The sequence below is a fragment of the Marinobacter sp. ES-1 genome, from assembly GCF_000475255.1.
GTDB lineage: Bacteria > Pseudomonadota > Gammaproteobacteria > Pseudomonadales > Oleiphilaceae > Marinobacter > Marinobacter vinifirmus.
Map to the genome: position 1 here is coordinate 1 of NZ_AXBV01000058.1, position 16,560 is coordinate 16,560.

Here is a 16,560-nt window from a genome sequence, read left to right on the forward strand (position 1 = left end):
TTTCGAATAATTTCTGAAGCAATTTTTCGAATACTTTCAATCGGTTATCGCTGAGGTTTTGCTCCGTTTCCGGCGTTGCCCCTCAAGCGAGATGCGCATTCTACAGACCTCAGCACAGGTGTCAACGGTTGCCTTAAACTTTTTTGAAAAGTCCTTTTCGCCGCCAACACTCCGGCTACAGGCACATCATTAAAGCTCTACTTTAACGGCATCCGCAACAGCTAAAGCACGCTGCCGGGCCTCCTCTATAGAGTTCCCCTTTGCCAGCGCCACCCCCATGCGACGACGCCCCTTCAACTCCGGCTTGCCAAACAACCGCAATTGGGTATCCGGCTCAGCAAGTGCCAGCTCTACTCCACTGTATGAGACATCAACTGACTCGCCTTCAGGAAGAATGACCGCCGAAGCCGTTGGTCCTTGCTGGCGAATTACCGGAACAGGCAAACCAAGAATAGCCCGGGCGTGCAGGGCAAACTCGGACAGGTCCTGGGACATCAGGGTAACCAGGCCAGTATCGTGTGGCCTCGGGGATACTTCCGAGAACCAGACCTGATCGCCTTTTACAAACAGCTCCACACCATAGACACCGTAACCACCCAGGTTGTCAGCAACAGCCCGGGCAATTTCCATGGAACGCTCAAGGGCTTTGGGAGCCATAGGGTGCGGCTGCCAGGATTCCCGGTAATCACCATCTTCCTGGCGGTGCCCGATGGGATCGCAGAACGAAACACCGTCACGGTGGCGAACGGTCAGCAGGGTGATCTCATAATCAAAATCCACAAAGCCTTCGATGATGACACGCCCCTTCCCTGCCCGGCCACCGGTTTGGGCATACTCCCAGGCCGCTTCTATCTCCGCATTGTCTCTTACCAGGCTCTGCCCCTTACCCGAAGAACTCATCACCGGCTTGACTACCAATGGCAGGCCGATTTCTTCGACGGCAGCCAGGTACTCCTCGCGGCTGCCGGCAAACCGGTAGGCTGAAGTGGGCAACTCCAACTCTTCCGCAGCCAGGCGGCGGATACCTTCGCGGTTCATTGTCAGATTGACGGCACGCGCGGTCGGAACAACCCTGTATCCTTCTTCTTCAAGCCGCACCAGCTCAGCGGTTGCGATGGCCTCGATTTCAGGAACAATCAGGTGCGGGCGTTCTTTTTCAATGACCGCCCTCAGTGCCGCGCCATCGAGCATATCAACCACATAGCTGCGGTGGGCGACCTGCATGGCCGGTGCATTTTCGTAGCGATCCACGGCAATCACTTCCACGCCGTAGCGCTGCAGCTCGATTACCACTTCTTTACCAAGCTCGCCTGAGCCGCAAAAAAGCACGCGCGTTGTACCAGGCTTCAGCGGTGTACCAATCCGGACAGTCTGCTCTGAACCAGTCATTGAATCTGTCTTCCTGTGTATAGATTAGATAGCAACTTTCTTTCCACGCTCAGCCACCTTTCGAAGAACCTCCCGGCGCTCCTCGTCTGTCATCATGGTCCAGCGCAGTATTTCATCCCCGGTTCGCTGACAGCCTATGCAGGTGTCATTCTGGTCCAGCGCACAAATGCTGACACAGGGGGAGCGAACTCTATCGGCAGTTTTCATGGTTAAATCTCGACTTGCTGCAGATCAGCCAGGTAACGCTCGGCATTCTTCACGTAGTGAGCCGCACTGAACTCCAGCATTTTCTTCTGGCTGTCATTCAGCTCACGACGAACCTTGCCCGGGGAACCGATCACCATGGAGCCGTCCGGAATTTCCATTCCTTCCGGGATCAATGTGTTCGCACCAATCAGGCAGTGCTTGCCGATCTTTGCGCCATTGAGCACCACCGCATTAATGCCAATCAGCGAATAATCCCCGATCTGACAGCCATGCAGCATCGCCTTGTGTCCGACGGTCACACCACGCCCAATATTAAGTGGAATTCCCGGATCGGTATGCAGAACCGAACCGTCCTGGATGTTTGATTCCGGGCCTATGGTGATCAACTCGTTGTCGCCACGAATCACCACATTGAACCAGATACTGGATTTCTCCATCAGCTTTACGCTGCCAATCACGGTGGCGTTGTGGGCGACAAACTGGCCATCGCCGTCTTTTTCGGGCTTTCGCTGACCCAGGCTATAAAACATAGAACTCCTCCGTCGCCCTACCGGGGCGGCTCAAGAATATCGATGCCGGCATCGTACACAGCATTCAGAAAATCGACCAGAACCACGGCCGACAAACCCCATATCTGATAACGCTCCCAGCGATAGCATGGCACGTAAAGGGTATTGTGCTGGAAGCTGAGGGTATCCGTTCGTTCGCGCTTGTCCTCGAGGAAAAAAGAAACCGGAACACGGAAGATACTTTCAATTTCCGCCGGATTTGCCTGTAACGGGTGATCAACCGGCACCAGGCCCACGTATGGAGTTACGACAATCCGGTGCAAAGACATCACCTGGCTGAGCGGCGCAATGAGCCGAACCTGGTCCGGCGGCAGGCCGATCTCTTCATGGGTCTCCCTCAACGCGGTTTCCGCCAGGGAAGCATCTTCGGGATCCCGCTTGCCCCCAGGGAAAGCAACCTGCCCGCGGTGGGTTTTCATATGCTCGGACCGGAGCGTGAAAATGATCTCGGGGTTGCGGTGATTATCGGTGACCGGAACGAGCACGCCGGCTTCGGGGTAATCCAGGGCCAGTTGCCTGGGGGCGTATTTGGACAACCGTTCGGTTAGCAGGTCTTCCACTCTTTACTCCGGTTACTTGCCAATATTGAGTGAGACACAGGCAGTCCGGATCGTTAAACTGACTACCAACGGACACTCAGTATACGGGGAAAACAATGAAGTATTGCAGCACATGCGGCCAGCCGGTTGAACAACGTATTCCAGAGGGAGATAACCGGCATCGCTATGTTTGCGTCAGCTGCGAGACCATACATTACCAGAACCCGCGCATTGTTGCCGGCACGGTTCCGGTGTGGGAAGGCCAGATTCTGTTATGCAAGCGCGCGATCGAACCCCGCTATGGCTACTGGACCCTGCCTGCAGGGTTTATGGAAAACGCGGAGACCACCATGGAAGCAGCCGCCCGGGAAACCCGGGAAGAAGCCCTGGCGGAAGTTACCATCCATGGCCTGTACTCGATTATTGATGTTCCCCACATCAACCAGGTGCACATGTTTTATCGCGCCACCCTTACAGACGGGCAATTCGGCGCCGGGCAAGAGTCCCTGGAATCAAAGCTGTTCACCCCCGACGATATCCCCTGGGACGAAATTTCCTTTCCTACCGTACGAAAAACCCTTGAGCTGTTCCTCAAGGATATGAAAAGCGAAAGCTATGGCGTGCACATTAAAGACATTCGCCACCCGATGGCGAAGAAGGGCTGATCAGAAGTTTTCCAGCCGGAAAACCTCGTACGCAGGCTCCTCATAGGGGTGAGCCTGCTTCAGCGCCGCAACCGCCTTGCCGATCACCGCATCATCGCAAACCAGCTCGACCTTGTACTCCGATACGGTCTCCAGCTCGCCCTGACTGCCCAAAAAAGGATCACTTCCTGCCAGCGGACGAAACTGGCCCTGCCCTTTGCATTGCCAGACACACTGATCGTAATCACCGATCTTCCCCGCACCGGCATCGAACAGGGCCTGCTTGGTTTGCCTCAAATGACTCTCCGGCACGAAGTAACACAACTTGTACATAGCCCGCTCCAGATTGATCAAGTTTCGCTCAGCATTAGGGTTTCCAAACTTACCCACAGTTTCTGTGGATAACTCTGGGGATAGTTTCTGGGAATCCGTCCCTGAGCCCCATTGTTACTGACCTTTCCTTAAACTGGCGACAAAATCGCCCATTTAATTTAATTATTATCTTTCAATAACTTATGTTTGTCGAACAAAAATCAGGCGTAAATCTCTGACTCTGTTCACAGATCACACAACGCACCCGCAAAAATGTGCATAAAGTTCGCGAGTCAAGACCTTGACTGACAAGTTTTCGGACTTTTTTACACAAAAAAACCGGCCTGAAGGGTGCTTCCAACAGAAGCTCTTCAGGCCGGCTTTGTCAAGACGGACTCAGGGGTTGATCAAGCCAACCAGCGTCTCGCATTTCTGAACATACGCATCCAGGGGCCGTCTTCCTGCCAGCCATCCGGGCGCCAGGAGTGCTGAACCGCACGGAATACCCGCTCGGGATGCGGCATCATGATGGTCACCCGGCCATCACGGGTGGTAACACCGGTAATGCCCGCCTCGGAACCGTTCGGGTTGTAGGGGTAACGAGTCGTCGCCTCGCCCCGGTTGTCCACGTAACGCATGGCTACCAGCTCATTTTCGATGAGCGCCTGGGCGTTATTAGCTGCGGCAAATTCAATCCGACCTTCACCGTGGGCCACAGCGATCGGCATCCGGGAACCGGCCATGCCGTCCAGGAATGCAGACGGAGACTGCGCTACTTCCACCATCACCAGGCGAGCTTCAAACTGCTCAGACTGGTTACGGACAAAGCGAGGCCAGCCTTCGCTACCCGGAATCAGCTCGTGCAGGTTCGACAGCATCTGGCAACCGTTGCACACGCCCAATGCCAGCGTGTCCTGGCGATTGAAGAACGCGGCAAACTGATCCCGAACGCGGTCATTGAACAGGATGGACTTGGCCCAACCTTCACCGGCACCCAGAACGTCACCGTAGGAGAACCCGCCACACGCCACCAGGCTCTGGAAATCATCCAGGGTGATGCGGCCAGAGAGCAGGTCGCTCATGTGCACGTCTGTTGATTCAAAACCGGCACGATCGAAGGCAGCTGCCATTTCAACCTGGCCGTTTACGCCCTGCTCACGCAGCACAGCCACTTTCGGCCGGGCGCCGGTGTTGATGAACGGCGCGGCAACGTCTTCGTTAATGTCGAAGGTCAGCTCGGCGTTCAGGCCGGGGTCTTCAGCGTCCAGCAGGTTATCAAACTCCTCCCGGGCACAGTCCGCATTATCGCGCAGAGACTGGATGCGATAGCTGGTTTCCGCCCACAGGCGCTGGAACTCTGTGCGGGACTCATCCACCACGTTGTCGCCGGCAAAGGTCAGGCGCACGCGGTCTTTATCGTTCAGGGTACCCACCACACTGGTGTGGTCGCCCAGACCAGCCGACGAGAACTGCTGCAGGACAAACTCGGTGTCGTCACGACGCACCTGGATGACTGCCCCCAGTTCTTCGTTAAACAGCTCGCGAGCAAATTGCGAGCTGTCTTCCGCCAGGCCGTCCAGCTTTATATCCACACCGGTGCGGCCGGCAAACGCCATTTCTGCCAGTGTGACAAACAGGCCGCCGTCAGAACGATCGTGGTACGCCAGCAACTTGCCGTCGCCGTTCAGGCCCTGAATCACCGCAAAGAAGGCCTTGATGTCTTCCGGGTCGTCCAGGTCTGGCGCTACGGCACCTACCTGGCGATAAACCTGCGCCAGTGCAGAGCCACCCAGGCGGTTCTGGCCGGCAGCCAGGTCAACCAGGATCAGGTCGGTTTCACCGGCATCTGTTCTTAGCTGGGGCGTCAGTGTGCGGGCTACATCGGTAACCGGCGCAAAGCCGCTGACAATCAGAGACAGCGGCGCAGTCACACTCTTCTGCTCGCCGTTGTCTTCTTCCCAGGTGGTTTTCATGGACATGGAGTCCTTGCCCACCGGGATGGTAATACCCAACTCCGGGCACAGCTCCATACCGACTGCGCGCACGGTCTCGTAGAGATTCTCGTCTTCACCCGGGTGACCGGCTGCAGCCATCCAGTTCGCAGACAGGCGAATATTCGAAAGCTTTTCGATCGGCGCCGCGGCCAGGTTGGTAATTACCTCGCCCACCGCCATACGGCCGGAAGCCGGCGCATCAATGACGGCAACCGGTGTGCGCTCGCCCATCGCCATGGCTTCGCCGGTACGTACATCAAAAGAGGCAGCGGTAACCGCCACATCGCTCACCGGCACCTGCCAGGGGCCAACCATCTGGTCACGGGCCACAAGGCCAGTAATTGTGCGGTCACCGATGGTGATCAGGAAACTCTTGGAACCCACAGACGGCAAACGCAGAATACGGCGAATGGCATCCTGGATATCGATCTTGGTGGAATCGAACACCGGCTTGGTGAACGAAGAGCGGGTAATGCTGCGGTGCATTCTCGGCGGCTTGCCGAACAGCACTTCCATCGGCAGGTCCACCGGCTTGTCGTTAAAGTAGGAATCGCCCAGTTCCAGGTGGTGCGCTTCGGTGGCTTCACCGATCACCGCATAGGGGCAACGCTCACGACGGCACAGGGAATCGAACAGGTCGATATTCTCCGGCGCCACGGCCATTACGTAGCGTTCCTGGGATTCGTTACACCAGATTTCCAGGGGCGACATTCCGGGCTCGTCGCTCGGAATATCCCGCAATTCGAACTTGCCGCCACGGCCGCCGTCTTTGACCAGTTCGGGCATGGCGTTGGACAAACCACCCGCACCCACGTCGTGAATAAAGCAGATCGGGTTGTCATCGCCCATTTGCCAGCAGCGGTCGATCACTTCCTGGCAGCGGCGTTCCATTTCCGGGTTGTCCCGCTGAACCGAGGCAAAGTCCAGGTTTTCGTTACTGGAGCCAGAGTCCATGGAAGACGCCGCTCCACCACCCAGGCCGATCAGCATAGAGGGGCCTCCCAGTACAATCAGCTTGGCGCCAACCGGGATATTACCCTTCTCCACATGATCTTCGCGGATGTTACCCAGACCACCGGCAATCATGATGGGCTTGTGGTAACCGCGCACTTCCTCACCAGCTGCGCCAGGCACTTTCTCCTCGAAGGTACGGAAGTAGCCGGCCAGGTTCGGACGGCCGAATTCGTTGTTGAACGCAGCGCCGCCAATCGGGCCTTCAATCATGATATCCAGCGGTGAGGCAATGCGATCCGGCTTACCGTAGCCGATCTCCCAGGGCTGCTCATCGCCGGGAATATTCAGGTTGGAAACCGTGAAGCCCGACAGGCCGGCCTTGGGCTTGGAACCCCGACCAGTCGCGCCCTCATCACGGATTTCACCACCGGAGCCGGTAGCGGCACCGGCAAACGGCGAGATAGCCGTGGGATGGTTGTGGGTTTCCACCTTCATCAGAATGTGTACCGGCTCCTTGTTGTAGCCGTACACACCGGTTTCCGGATCCGGGAAGAAGCGCCCGGCCACACTGCCTTCGATAACCGACGCGTTATCTTTATAGGCCGACAACACGCCTTCGCTGTTCATCTCGAAGGTGTTGCGGATCATGGCAAACAGGGATTTCTCCTGGCCTTGCCCGTCGATATCCCATGACGCATTGAAAATCTTGTGGCGGCAGTGCTCCGAGTTGGCCTGCGCGAACATCATCAGTTCCACGTCGGTCGGATCACGTTCAAGGCCGGTGAACGACTTCACCAGGTAGTCAATCTCGTCTTCCGCCAGCGCCAGGCCCAGCCGGGCGTTGGCTTCAACCAGGGCATCACGGCCGCCGGACAACACCGGTACACGGCCCAGCGGGCGCGGTTCGTCGTGGCTGAACAGCAGCACCGCACCGCCGGTTTCGTGGAAGACGGTCTGGGTCATGCGGTCGTGCAGCAGGGCAGCAATCTTTTCCCGCTGCTCCAGGCCCAGCTTACGGCTGGACTGCACATAGTAGGCAATACCACGCTCGATCCGGCGAATCTGGCGCAAGCCGCAGTTGCGGGCAATGTCCGTGGCCTTGCTGGACCACGGCGACAGCGTGCCCGGCCGGGGCACCACCAGGAACAGAACTCCTTCAGGTTCTTCAACCTGTACACTGGGGCCGTATGTCAGCAGCCTGTCCAGAATCGCGTGTTCCGCGTCGGAGAGGTCATCATCGAGATCCACAAAGTGCATGAACTCGGCATACACATGGGCTACATCCGGAACAATATCCTGGATCCTGGAGTGCAGCTTGCGGGAACGGAAAGGCGAGAGCGCGGGAGCGCCGCGAAGTTCAAGCATGATATCAACCTGTATCGCGCGAAATCGGGAGACGTCTGAAAGGCGGCCATGATACTCGAAACGGGCGGCAGGATACAGCTTCAGGTAGCCGGCCGGAAAAGCCTACAATTGACATTGTTTTGCACATGGATTGAACAGATCAATTGACCACCTTCCGGCAAGGAGGGATCATTCACCTGACTGCATGGAACGTCGAATGATGCGGAGCGCAGGGATTTGTCACGATTGATCAGCACCTTTAAAACCAGCCACAGGCCTGTGGCCCTGATTCTGCTGGCTGCACTGGCGGTCAGCGGCTGCTCCCGGCCGACTGCCCTTCAGGAAGTTCGCAACGAAGGGGCCCTGCACGTTATTACCCGTATAGCTCCTTCTATTTATTACCAGGAACGGGAAACCACAACCGGGTACGACTACGAACTGGTCAGCGACTTTGCCCGGGAACTGGGCGTAGAGCTGAGAGTCCGTGTTGCTGAAGACAACTCCGAAATCCTCTCGGTTCTTTCCCGAAACTACGCCCACATCGGTATGGCCGGGCTCGCCAGGCTGCCGGAGTTCGAAGGCAAGTTCCACACCGTGCCCACCGGCATCAATGTTCAGTCCGTCGTGGTCTACCACCGGGATGCGGACAGGCCAGAAACCCTCGACGACCTGCAGGGCGATACCGTCCACATGCTGGCTGACAGCAACCACGAACACCTGCTTGAAGCACGGGAAGGCGAACCAGCGCCGGTTATTGCCGTTCACTCTGAAATCGATGCGGCCGGCCTTCTGGCCCGGGTGGAAACCGGGGAATTCGCCTACGCGGTGGTTTCATCGAACGAGCTCGACCTGAACCACGTCTTCTTCCCCGACGTCTACGAAGGCTTCGCCCTGAACGAACCGGAAGAACTGGTTTGGCTGTTCCCGGCGGAACAGGACGATTCGCTGGCCAATGCCGCCGCCAGTTTCATGGAAGCCCAGCGTAATAGCGGCCAGATGGAGCAGCTGGCCGAGCGTTTTTATGGCCACCTGGACCGGCTTAATTTTGTGGGTGCCCAAACCTTCATGGCCCACGTGGACAACCGGCTGCCCACCTACCAGACCACTTTCGAAAGCTACGCCCGGGAAACCGGCCTGGACTGGCGCCTGCTTGCAGCCATCGGCTACCAGGAATCCCACTGGCGCGCCAATGCGGTCTCCCCCACCGGCGTGCGAGGGCTAATGATGCTTACCCGCACCACTGCCAACTATATCGGCGTGAGTAACCGCCTGGACCCGGAGCAAAGTATCAAAGGTGGCGCCCTGTATTTCCTCCGGGTGCTCGAGAAAATTCCCGACCGGATTCCGGAACCAGACCGCACCTGGTTTGCCCTCGCCTCCTATAACGTGGGCTATGGCCACCTTGAAGATGCCCGACGGTTGACGGAATCGGCAGGTAAAAACCCGGATCGCTGGATGGATGTGAAAGAATTCCTGCCGTTGCTGGCCCAGAAGGAGTGGTACACCAAAACCCGCTTCGGTTATGCCCGTGGGCACGAGCCGGTGGCCTACGTGCAGAACATCCGTCGCTACTATGATGTGCTGGTAAGGGTCACGGAGCCGGAGCTGCCAGAACCGCCTGAAACCGATGTAGACCTGGCCGCCCTGAATGCCAGAGATGAAAGCGCCGAAGACGGAACCAATGGTTCCGACAACGCGGACAATCCAGAATCGGACTCACCCAGCCTGCGAGCCGCACTGCCGCCTGAGCTGGGGCTGATCCCGCCCACACTGTAATCCGGCCAACCGGGTTACTCGTCTTCGGGAGCCCGCGCTTCCAGTGCCCGCTCAACCTGTGAATGGGAAAAGCCCCTCCCGGCCAGAAACCGTGCCTGTCGCAACTTTTCTTTCAGGTCATCATCCAGCCTTGCTAGCCCGAACCGCCTTTCCCTCAGGCGCACTGCCGATGCCAGCCATTGCTCTTCGGTGGTTTCACTGAGGCACCCGGGGCTGAAATTCACCCCACGCTGCTGCAAGTCCGCCAGGATTCTCAGGGGCCCGTAGCCCGCATCCATCCGTTGCCGGGCAAACACATCGGCAAAACGGTGATCATCCAGCCATCCTTCATCCTCGTATTCATCGAGGACTGTGTTGATCAGTGCCGGCTCAATCTTCCGTTGGCGAAGTTTCAGCGCCAGCTCGTGGCGACTGTGTTCACGCCGAGCCAGCAGGCGCAGCGCCACCGAGCGGGCCTTGTAATCCTGGTCTTCGGGATTTTCATCTCTTTTTGCCATACAGCCCCTTTCCGCGATGGCTTGCAAAACGCTAGACTACCGGCCGATTTCACACACCGCCCGGCACACCCGACCGTGCCTGTGGCCGGTGGCAGCACACTTTGCCGCCACCGCAGACTGGTTTCAATCCCGAAGGATACCTTTATATGGCTGCATTCATTCAGAGACTGTTCAAATCCCGCAAGGCAACCCCGGCAAGCGCTCCGAAAAACAGCACGCCAAAAGCGGCCGAGGCCAGCCAGCAGGAAGCCCAAAACGAACGACAGCTTCTGCGGGAATCCCAGGAAAACCAGCTCAGAAACAATCCGCCACAGCCCGAACTCGCCCAGCTTGCCATTGACGGCGTAACCGCTGCCATTCGCCTGGAAGCCGCCAACGGCCTTCAGCAGGAAGAGCTCCTGCAGCAGGTGCTCAAGCAGGCCAAGGGCCGGGACAAGGGTGTCTACCAGGCAATCAAGCAAAGCCTGCAAACCGTGAAAGACCAGCAGGCCGCCGAAACCGCCGTACAACAGCGTATCGAAGCCCTGATCACCCAGGTACAGGACCAGGCCCGCAGTGAAGACACCAAGCTTTACGAAGCCCGGCTCGACGCAGCACAGGAAAGCTGGCGCAGCGTTGAAGCCAGCGCCAGTGCCGAACAGGCCGGGCAATTCCTGGCTGCCGTGCACGACTGCCGGGAGCGGCTGAAACAGTTTAAACAGGTACAGGAAGACGAAAAGCGCCACCAGGAGCAGGCCCGCCAGAGAACCGAGACCCTGGAACTGCTCCAGCAGACCCTGACAGACCTGCAAACTGCCTCCGCAGAAGACCTGCCTTCGGCCTCGGCCCTGGACGCCCTGCAGAAAACCCAGGAAAACCGCTGGCTGGAGGCCACCCGTGACACCCAGGTAAGCAAGCAGGAGCAGAAAGAATACGAGCAGCAGATGCTGGGCTTGCGCAACTACCTGAGTGCCGTGCGCCACCTGGAAACCATGAAAGACAGCATTGCCAGCCTGGGTGAAGCGGCCGGATCAGACGAGGCAACCGACGAGCAACGTGATGCTGCAAGGCAACTGCTCAAGGAACTGGAGTGGCCGGCAGAATTCCCCCAGCCCGCCAGGCTGGAACCTGTACGCAAGCTGGCCGGCAAACCCAGAGCCGCGAAACCGGCAGATGCCAACCAGGAACAGCAAAGCGCGGTTATGTCAGCTCTGAAGGCCACCCTTCCGGACCTGGAAGCTGCCCTGGAAGCCAGGCAGTTCAAGGAGTCAAAGCAACTTCTGAAAACCGCCCAGAACCAGTTCCAGCAACTGGATGGCCGAAACCGTCGTGGCTTCCAGGCCCGCATGCAACTGCTTGCCGGCCAGTTCCGGGAGCTCAGCGACTGGCAGGGCTTTGCCACCGAACCCAAGCAGGTATCCCTGTGCGAGCAAATGGAATACCTGGCAGAACAACCCATCGAGCCGGAAGCCAAGGCGGAGCGCATCAAGGAGCTGCAGAGCGAGTGGCGTGAACTGGGCGGTTCGTCTGACCGGGCCCTGTGGAGCCGGTTCAAGGCCGCGTCTGACAAGGCCTACGAACCCTGCAAAGCCTACTTCGAGGCAAAATCGGACCTTAAACAGGCCAACCTGCAGAAGCGCCAGGCCATCTGCGACCAGTTGGCTACTTTCCTGGACAACGCAGACTGGACAGCCATCGACTGGAAAGGCGCCGAGCGCATTCACCAGACTGCCCGGCAGGAGTGGAAATCGGCCTGGCCCGTGGACTTCCGCGACAACCGGCAAATCCAGAAGCGTTTTGACGACTTGCTGAAGCAGCTTGAGCGCCCGCTGGACGAAGAGCGCAAAAAGAACGAAACCCTCAAACAAGGCATCGTCGAAAAAGCCGAGGCGCTGATCAGCCACGAGCCCCTGCAGGAAGCCATGGAGCAAGCCAAGGCCCTGCAGAACGACTGGAAAGCCATCGGCATCACCCGGCACCGGGAAGACCGCAAACTCTGGCAGGCGTTCCGCACAGCCTGTGACCAGATCTTTGCCCGCCGCGATGCCCAGCGCTCCGCACAGCAGGAGGCAACCGAACAGGCAGACCAGGCGGCACTCGAAACCGTTGCCCAGCTGCGGGAACTTGGCACTGACTCCGATGACCAGTCCATCGCCGGCGCCATCGAACAATTGAACGGCCTGGCCGGTAATCCGTTGTCCAAGCCGGTTCGGGAACAGGTTCAGGAGCTGAAAAAGCGCCTGGCCCAGACCGCACGCACCCGTAAGTTGAAACAGAAAATCAACGACTGGCAAAGCCTGGTGGCGGGCCGGGTAGACAACTCCCTGGATCCGCAAACCGTGCCTGAGAGCTGGGCCCGCCTGGCACAGAACCAGCCAGCAGTGTCGGGCCGGGACCTGGCCATTCGTGCGGAGATCCTCGCCGGCGCCGATACCCCGGAACAGGACCAGCCTCGCAGGATGGAAATCCAGGTGCAGCGCCTGACCGAAGGTATGGGCAACACAGAAACAGAAGCGCCGGCACAGGAGCTGGAAAAACTGATTGCCCTGTGGTGCCTGCACCCGGAGGTAGAGGACGTATCCGCCAGCAACGCCGACCGCCTGAATCGCGCACTGGAGGTTATGCTCGGCAGCGATTAAACAGTCGCGCCGCTTCCCCGATCCAAAATCCCTGCTCCGGCGGGGATTTTTCGTTTCCGGGCTGAGCAATTTCGCCAATGGGATTGGCAGCGGCTGTCATTACCGGGTACTACACTGAACCGCTATGGTTATCACTCTTTGAAAACAAGCCCGGATAACAATCAGAGGAACAGATATGACCACCGAGGCGTACATATTCGATGCCGTTCGCACCCCCCGCGGACGCGGCAAGAAAGATGGCTCACTGCACAGCGTTAAGCCGATCACGCTGCTCACCACCGTGCTCAAGGCCCTGCAGGAACGTAACCAGCTGGATACCGCCCAGGTGGACGACATTGTCATGGGCTGTGTGACTGCCGTAGGCGACCAGGGCGCAGACATTGCCAAAACCGCCGCACTCGCCGCCGACTGGGACGAGAAAGTGGCCGGCGTCACCCTGAACCGTTTCTGCGCCTCCGGCCTGGAAGCCGTCAACCTGGCCGCCATGAAAGTACGCTCCGGCTGGGAAGACATGGTGGTAGCGGGCGGCATTGAAGCCATGTCCCGCGTGCCCATGGGCTCTGACGGCGGCGCCTGGGCTACCGACCCGGAAACCAACCTGCACACAGGCTTCATGCCCCAGGGCATCGGGGCTGACCTGATCGCCACTCTGGAAGGCTTCAGCCGTGAAGATGTCGACGGCTTTGCCGTGAAATCCCAGCAAAAAGCCGCCAACGCCTGGGAAAAGGGTTATTTCGCCAAATCAATCGTTCCGGTTACTGATCAGAACGGCGTTGTCATACTGGATCGGGACGAGCATGTGCGCGGCAACACCACCGTGGAATCCCTGGCCAGTCTGAAACCCTCGTTCCAGATGATGGGTGAGATGGGCTTCGATGGCGTGGCCCGGGAAAAGTATCACTACGTAGAAAAGATCAACCACGTGCACCACGCCGGCAACTCCTCCGGCATTGTCGACGGTGCCACCGCCGTGCTGATTGGCAGTGAAGCCAAGGGCAAGGAACTGGGTCTGAAGCCCCGTGCCCGCATTGTCGCCACCGCGGTCACCAGCACAGACCCCACCATCATGCTCACCGGCCCGGCCCCCGCCGCCCGCAAGGCGCTGGAGAAAGCGGGCATGACCGTGGGCCAGATCGACCTGTTTGAAGTGAACGAAGCCTTTGCCTCAGTGGTGATGCGCTTCCAGAAAGAACTGTCCGTTCCGGACGAGAAAGTGAACGTGAACGGCGGCGCCATCGCCATGGGCCACCCGCTGGGTGCTACCGGTGCCATCATCTTGGGCACCCTGCTGGATGAACTGGAACGCCGTGAACTGCGCTACGGCCTGGCCACCCTGTGTGTGGGCGGCGGCATGGGCATTGCCACCATCATCGAGCGCGTCTGAACGCCACTTTCAAATAAAAGGAACCGACCATGACTGCCATCCAATACGACCTGGGTTCAGACCAGATTCTGACCCTGACCATCGACATGCCGGGCCAGTCCGCTAACACCATGAACGGCGAGTTTCGCACCGCCCTGACCGACACCGTCAACAAGGTCATAGGTGACCTGGACAACATCAAAGGCATCATTATCGCCTCCGCCAAGAAAACCTTCTTCGCCGGCGGCGACCTGAACGAACTGTACAAAGTCACCCGCGAGCAGGCCAAAGACTTCGAGGCCATGATCAACAGCCTGAAAGCCGATATGCGGGCGCTGGAAACCTGTGGCAAACCGGTTGTGGCGGCCATTAACGGCACCGCCCTCGGCGGCGGACTGGAACTGGCGCTGGCGTGTCATTACCGCGTTGCCATTGATGACGGCCGTACCCAGTTGGGCCTGCCGGAAGTGACCTTGGGCCTGCTGCCCGGCGGTGGCGGCACCCAGCGCCTGCCCCGGATGATTGGACTGGAAGCGGCTTTCCCGTTCCTGATGGAAGGCAAAAAGGTTAATCCGAAAGCGGCCCTGAAAGCGGGCATCGTGAATGAACTGGCCAGCTCATCGGAAGACATGATCGCCAAGGCCCGGGCCTTTATCGAAGCTAATCCCAAGTGCCAGCAACCCTGGGACCAGAAAGGCTTCAAATTCCCCGGCGGCGCCCCACATCATCCAGCCATGGCGCAGAAACTGGCCATCGCCCCGGCCATGCTGCGGCAAAAAACCAAGGGCTGTTACCCTGCCCCTGAGCGGATTCTGGCAGCAGCCGTGGAAGGCGCTCAGGTGGACTTCGACAACGGCAGCCTGATTGAAACCCGATACTTTGCCGAGCTGGCCACTGGCCAGGTTGCCAAGAACATGACCGGCACCTTCTGGTTCCAACTCAACGCCATCAAGGCCGGCGGCAGTCGCCCGGATGGTGTGGAAAAAGAAACCTTCAAGAAAGTGGGCGTACTGGGTGCAGGCATGATGGGTGCCGGCATTGCCTACTCCACTGCCAGCCGCGGCATTGAGGTGGTGCTGAAGGATGTTTCCGTGGAAAACGCGGAGAAGGGCAAAAGCTACTCCGAGAACCTGCTGGCCAAGAAAGTCAGCCGCGGCCGCATGACCGAAGCCCAGAAAGACGAGGTGCTGGCCCGAATTAAAGCCACGGCTTCCGCCGACGATCTGGAAGGTTGCGACCTGATCATCGAAGCCGTGTTCGAAGACAGCGATTTGAAGGCAAAGGTTACCCAGGAATCCGAGCCGAAAATGGTGGCCAACGGCATCTTTGCCTCCAACACCTCCACCATCCCCATCACCCAGTTGGCCCAGGCCTCGGCCAAGCCGGACAACTTCATCGGCCTGCACTTCTTCTCCCCGGTGGACAAGATGCAGCTGGTGGAAATCATCGTGGGCGAGAAAACCTCCGATGACACCTTGGCCCGCGCATTCGACTACGTGCAGCAGATCGGCAAGATCCCCATCGTGGTCAACGACAGCCGCGGCTTCTTCACCTCCCGGGTCTTCGGAACCTTTGTTAACGAGGGCATCAGTATGCTGGCCGAGGGCATTCACCCCTCCAGCATCGAGAATGCGGGGCTGCTGGCCGGTATGCCTGTGGGGCCGCTGGCGATTTCTGACGAAGTCAGCATGACCCTGATGCAGCACATCCGCGCCCAGAGCCGGAAAGACACCGAAGCCGCCGGCGGCACCTGGCAGCCACATCCGGCCGAAGCCGTCATCGATGCGATGGTGGATACCCACAACCGCAAAGGCAAAGCCGCCGGCGCCGGTTTCTACGAGTACCCGGACAAAGGCAAGAAATACCTGTGGCCGGAACTGGAGAACCTGTTCGTCGACCAGGCCAAGGCCCGCAGCGTGCAGCTTCAGGATCTGAAAGACCGCATCCTGTTCATCCAGGCTATCGAGACCATCCGCTGCCTGGAAGAAGGCGTGCTGAGAACCGTGGAAGATGCCAACATCGGCAGCATCTTCGGCATTGGCTACGCGCCCTGGACCGGCGGCGCCATCCAGTTCGTCAATCAGTACGGTGTTCGGGCCTTTGCCGAACGGGCACAGCAACTGGCTGACCAGTACGGCGAGCGCTTCGCACCGCCTGCGCTGCTGATGAGCAAAGCAGAGAACAACGAAACCTTCTCCTGACCCTGCCGGCCGGAGGGGGCCTCCCTCCGGCCACTTTACTTCCCGCAACCTGCCCCAATCTATTACCCCGGGGCGCAACGTATATGGACATATTGTCACGAAGCTATACCCAAGGCCTATGGCAACAGGTGTAGCGGTTGCCTACAATAAATT

12 protein-coding genes are annotated in these 16,560 nt (G+C 58.7%); 5 read left to right on the forward strand and 7 right to left on the reverse strand.

Annotated features, from left to right (window positions below; all coding sequences use genetic code 11):
- Positions 1 to 189 precede the first annotated feature (189 nt).
- From purT to Q668_RS10780, 4 genes are read right to left on the reverse strand one after another with little or no spacing between them, the layout of a single operon-like run.
- A complete protein-coding gene (purT, locus tag Q668_RS10765; RefSeq protein WP_022989613.1) occupies positions 190 to 1,389 on the reverse strand; it encodes a formate-dependent phosphoribosylglycinamide formyltransferase in 1,200 nt (399 codons plus the stop codon).
- 24 nt (positions 1,390 to 1,413) lie between these two features.
- A complete protein-coding gene (locus Q668_RS10770) occupies positions 1,414 to 1,596 on the reverse strand; it encodes a DUF1289 domain-containing protein (RefSeq protein ID WP_036219766.1) in 183 nt (60 codons plus the stop codon).
- A gap of 2 nt (positions 1,597 to 1,598) precedes the next feature.
- Positions 1,599 to 2,126 (reverse strand): gamma carbonic anhydrase family protein, encoded by a 528-nt coding sequence (locus Q668_RS10775; protein ID WP_022989614.1) that lies wholly within the window; start codon positions 2,124 to 2,126, stop codon positions 1,599 to 1,601.
- Between the two features lie 17 nt (positions 2,127 to 2,143).
- Positions 2,144 to 2,725 carry an NUDIX hydrolase gene (locus tag Q668_RS10780; RefSeq protein WP_022989615.1) on the reverse strand — a complete coding sequence of 194 codons (582 nt, stop codon included), beginning with the start codon at positions 2,723 to 2,725 and terminating at the stop codon, positions 2,144 to 2,146.
- A 95-nt stretch (positions 2,726 to 2,820) separates the two neighbouring features.
- On the opposite strand from Q668_RS10780, the gene Q668_RS10785 reads away from it, so the two are divergent.
- Entirely contained in the window at positions 2,821 to 3,369 is a 549-nt protein-coding gene (locus tag Q668_RS10785; RefSeq protein WP_022989616.1) for an NUDIX hydrolase, read from the forward strand.
- On the opposite strand, the gene Q668_RS10790 is transcribed toward Q668_RS10785, so the two are convergent.
- Together Q668_RS10790 and purL are read right to left on the reverse strand one after the other, a co-directional pair.
- Positions 3,370 to 3,681, reverse strand: coding sequence for a YqfO family protein (locus Q668_RS10790; RefSeq protein WP_022989617.1), 312 nt, complete (start codon positions 3,679 to 3,681; stop codon positions 3,370 to 3,372).
- Positions 3,682 to 4,067: 386 nt separating this feature from the next.
- Positions 4,068 to 7,973, reverse strand: coding sequence for a phosphoribosylformylglycinamidine synthase (gene purL, locus Q668_RS10795; RefSeq protein WP_022989618.1), 3,906 nt, complete (start codon positions 7,971 to 7,973; stop codon positions 4,068 to 4,070).
- Between the two features lie 216 nt (positions 7,974 to 8,189).
- On the opposite strand from purL, the gene mltF reads away from it, so the two are divergent.
- Positions 8,190 to 9,728, forward strand: a complete 1,539-nt coding sequence (mltF, locus tag Q668_RS10800; protein ID WP_036219768.1) for a membrane-bound lytic murein transglycosylase MltF — start codon at positions 8,190 to 8,192, stop codon at positions 9,726 to 9,728.
- 14 nt (positions 9,729 to 9,742) lie between these two features.
- Here mltF and Q668_RS10805 read toward each other — a convergent pair whose 3' ends face one another.
- Entirely contained in the window at positions 9,743 to 10,225 is a 483-nt protein-coding gene (locus Q668_RS10805; RefSeq protein WP_022989620.1) for a regulatory protein RecX, read from the reverse strand.
- 146 nt (positions 10,226 to 10,371) lie between these two features.
- Between Q668_RS10805 and Q668_RS10810 the strand changes: the two genes are divergently transcribed.
- The 3 genes from Q668_RS10810 to Q668_RS10820 all read left to right on the forward strand — a co-directional run bounded on the left by Q668_RS10810 (position 10,372) and on the right by Q668_RS10820 (position 16,407).
- Positions 10,372 to 12,843, forward strand: a complete 2,472-nt coding sequence (locus Q668_RS10810; RefSeq protein ID WP_022989621.1) for a DUF349 domain-containing protein — start codon at positions 10,372 to 10,374, stop codon at positions 12,841 to 12,843.
- Between the two features lie 175 nt (positions 12,844 to 13,018).
- Positions 13,019 to 14,227 (forward strand): acetyl-CoA C-acetyltransferase, encoded by a 1,209-nt coding sequence (locus Q668_RS10815; RefSeq protein ID WP_022989622.1) that lies wholly within the window; start codon positions 13,019 to 13,021, stop codon positions 14,225 to 14,227.
- A gap of 29 nt (positions 14,228 to 14,256) precedes the next feature.
- A complete protein-coding gene (locus Q668_RS10820) occupies positions 14,257 to 16,407 on the forward strand; it encodes a 3-hydroxyacyl-CoA dehydrogenase NAD-binding domain-containing protein (protein ID WP_022989623.1) in 2,151 nt (716 codons plus the stop codon).
- The last annotated feature ends 153 nt before the right edge of the window (positions 16,408 to 16,560 follow it).

Excerpts from the sequence above, each read along its gene's own strand:
- Q668_RS10805 (WP_022989620.1), bottom strand. The coding sequence starts at position 10,225 with ATGGCAAAAAGAGATGAAAATCCCGAAGACCAGGATTACAAGGCCCGC.
- Q668_RS10815 (WP_022989622.1), top strand. The coding sequence starts at position 13,019 with ATGACCACCGAGGCGTACATATTCGATGCCGTTCGCACCCCCCGCGGA.
- Q668_RS10770 (WP_036219766.1), bottom strand. The coding sequence starts at position 1,596 with ATGAAAACTGCCGATAGAGTTCGCTCCCCCTGTGTCAGCATTTGTGCG.
- Q668_RS10820 (WP_022989623.1), top strand. The coding sequence starts at position 14,257 with ATGACTGCCATCCAATACGACCTGGGTTCAGACCAGATTCTGACCCTG.
- Q668_RS10785 (WP_022989616.1), top strand. The coding sequence starts at position 2,821 with ATGAAGTATTGCAGCACATGCGGCCAGCCGGTTGAACAACGTATTCCA.
- Q668_RS10775 (WP_022989614.1), bottom strand. The coding sequence starts at position 2,126 with ATGTTTTATAGCCTGGGTCAGCGAAAGCCCGAAAAAGACGGCGATGGC.
- purL (WP_022989618.1), bottom strand. The coding sequence starts at position 7,973 with ATGCTTGAACTTCGCGGCGCTCCCGCGCTCTCGCCTTTCCGTTCCCGC.
- Q668_RS10790 (WP_022989617.1), bottom strand. The coding sequence starts at position 3,681 with ATGTACAAGTTGTGTTACTTCGTGCCGGAGAGTCATTTGAGGCAAACC.
- purT (WP_022989613.1), bottom strand. The coding sequence starts at position 1,389 with ATGACTGGTTCAGAGCAGACTGTCCGGATTGGTACACCGCTGAAGCCT.
- Q668_RS10810 (WP_022989621.1), top strand. The coding sequence starts at position 10,372 with ATGGCTGCATTCATTCAGAGACTGTTCAAATCCCGCAAGGCAACCCCG.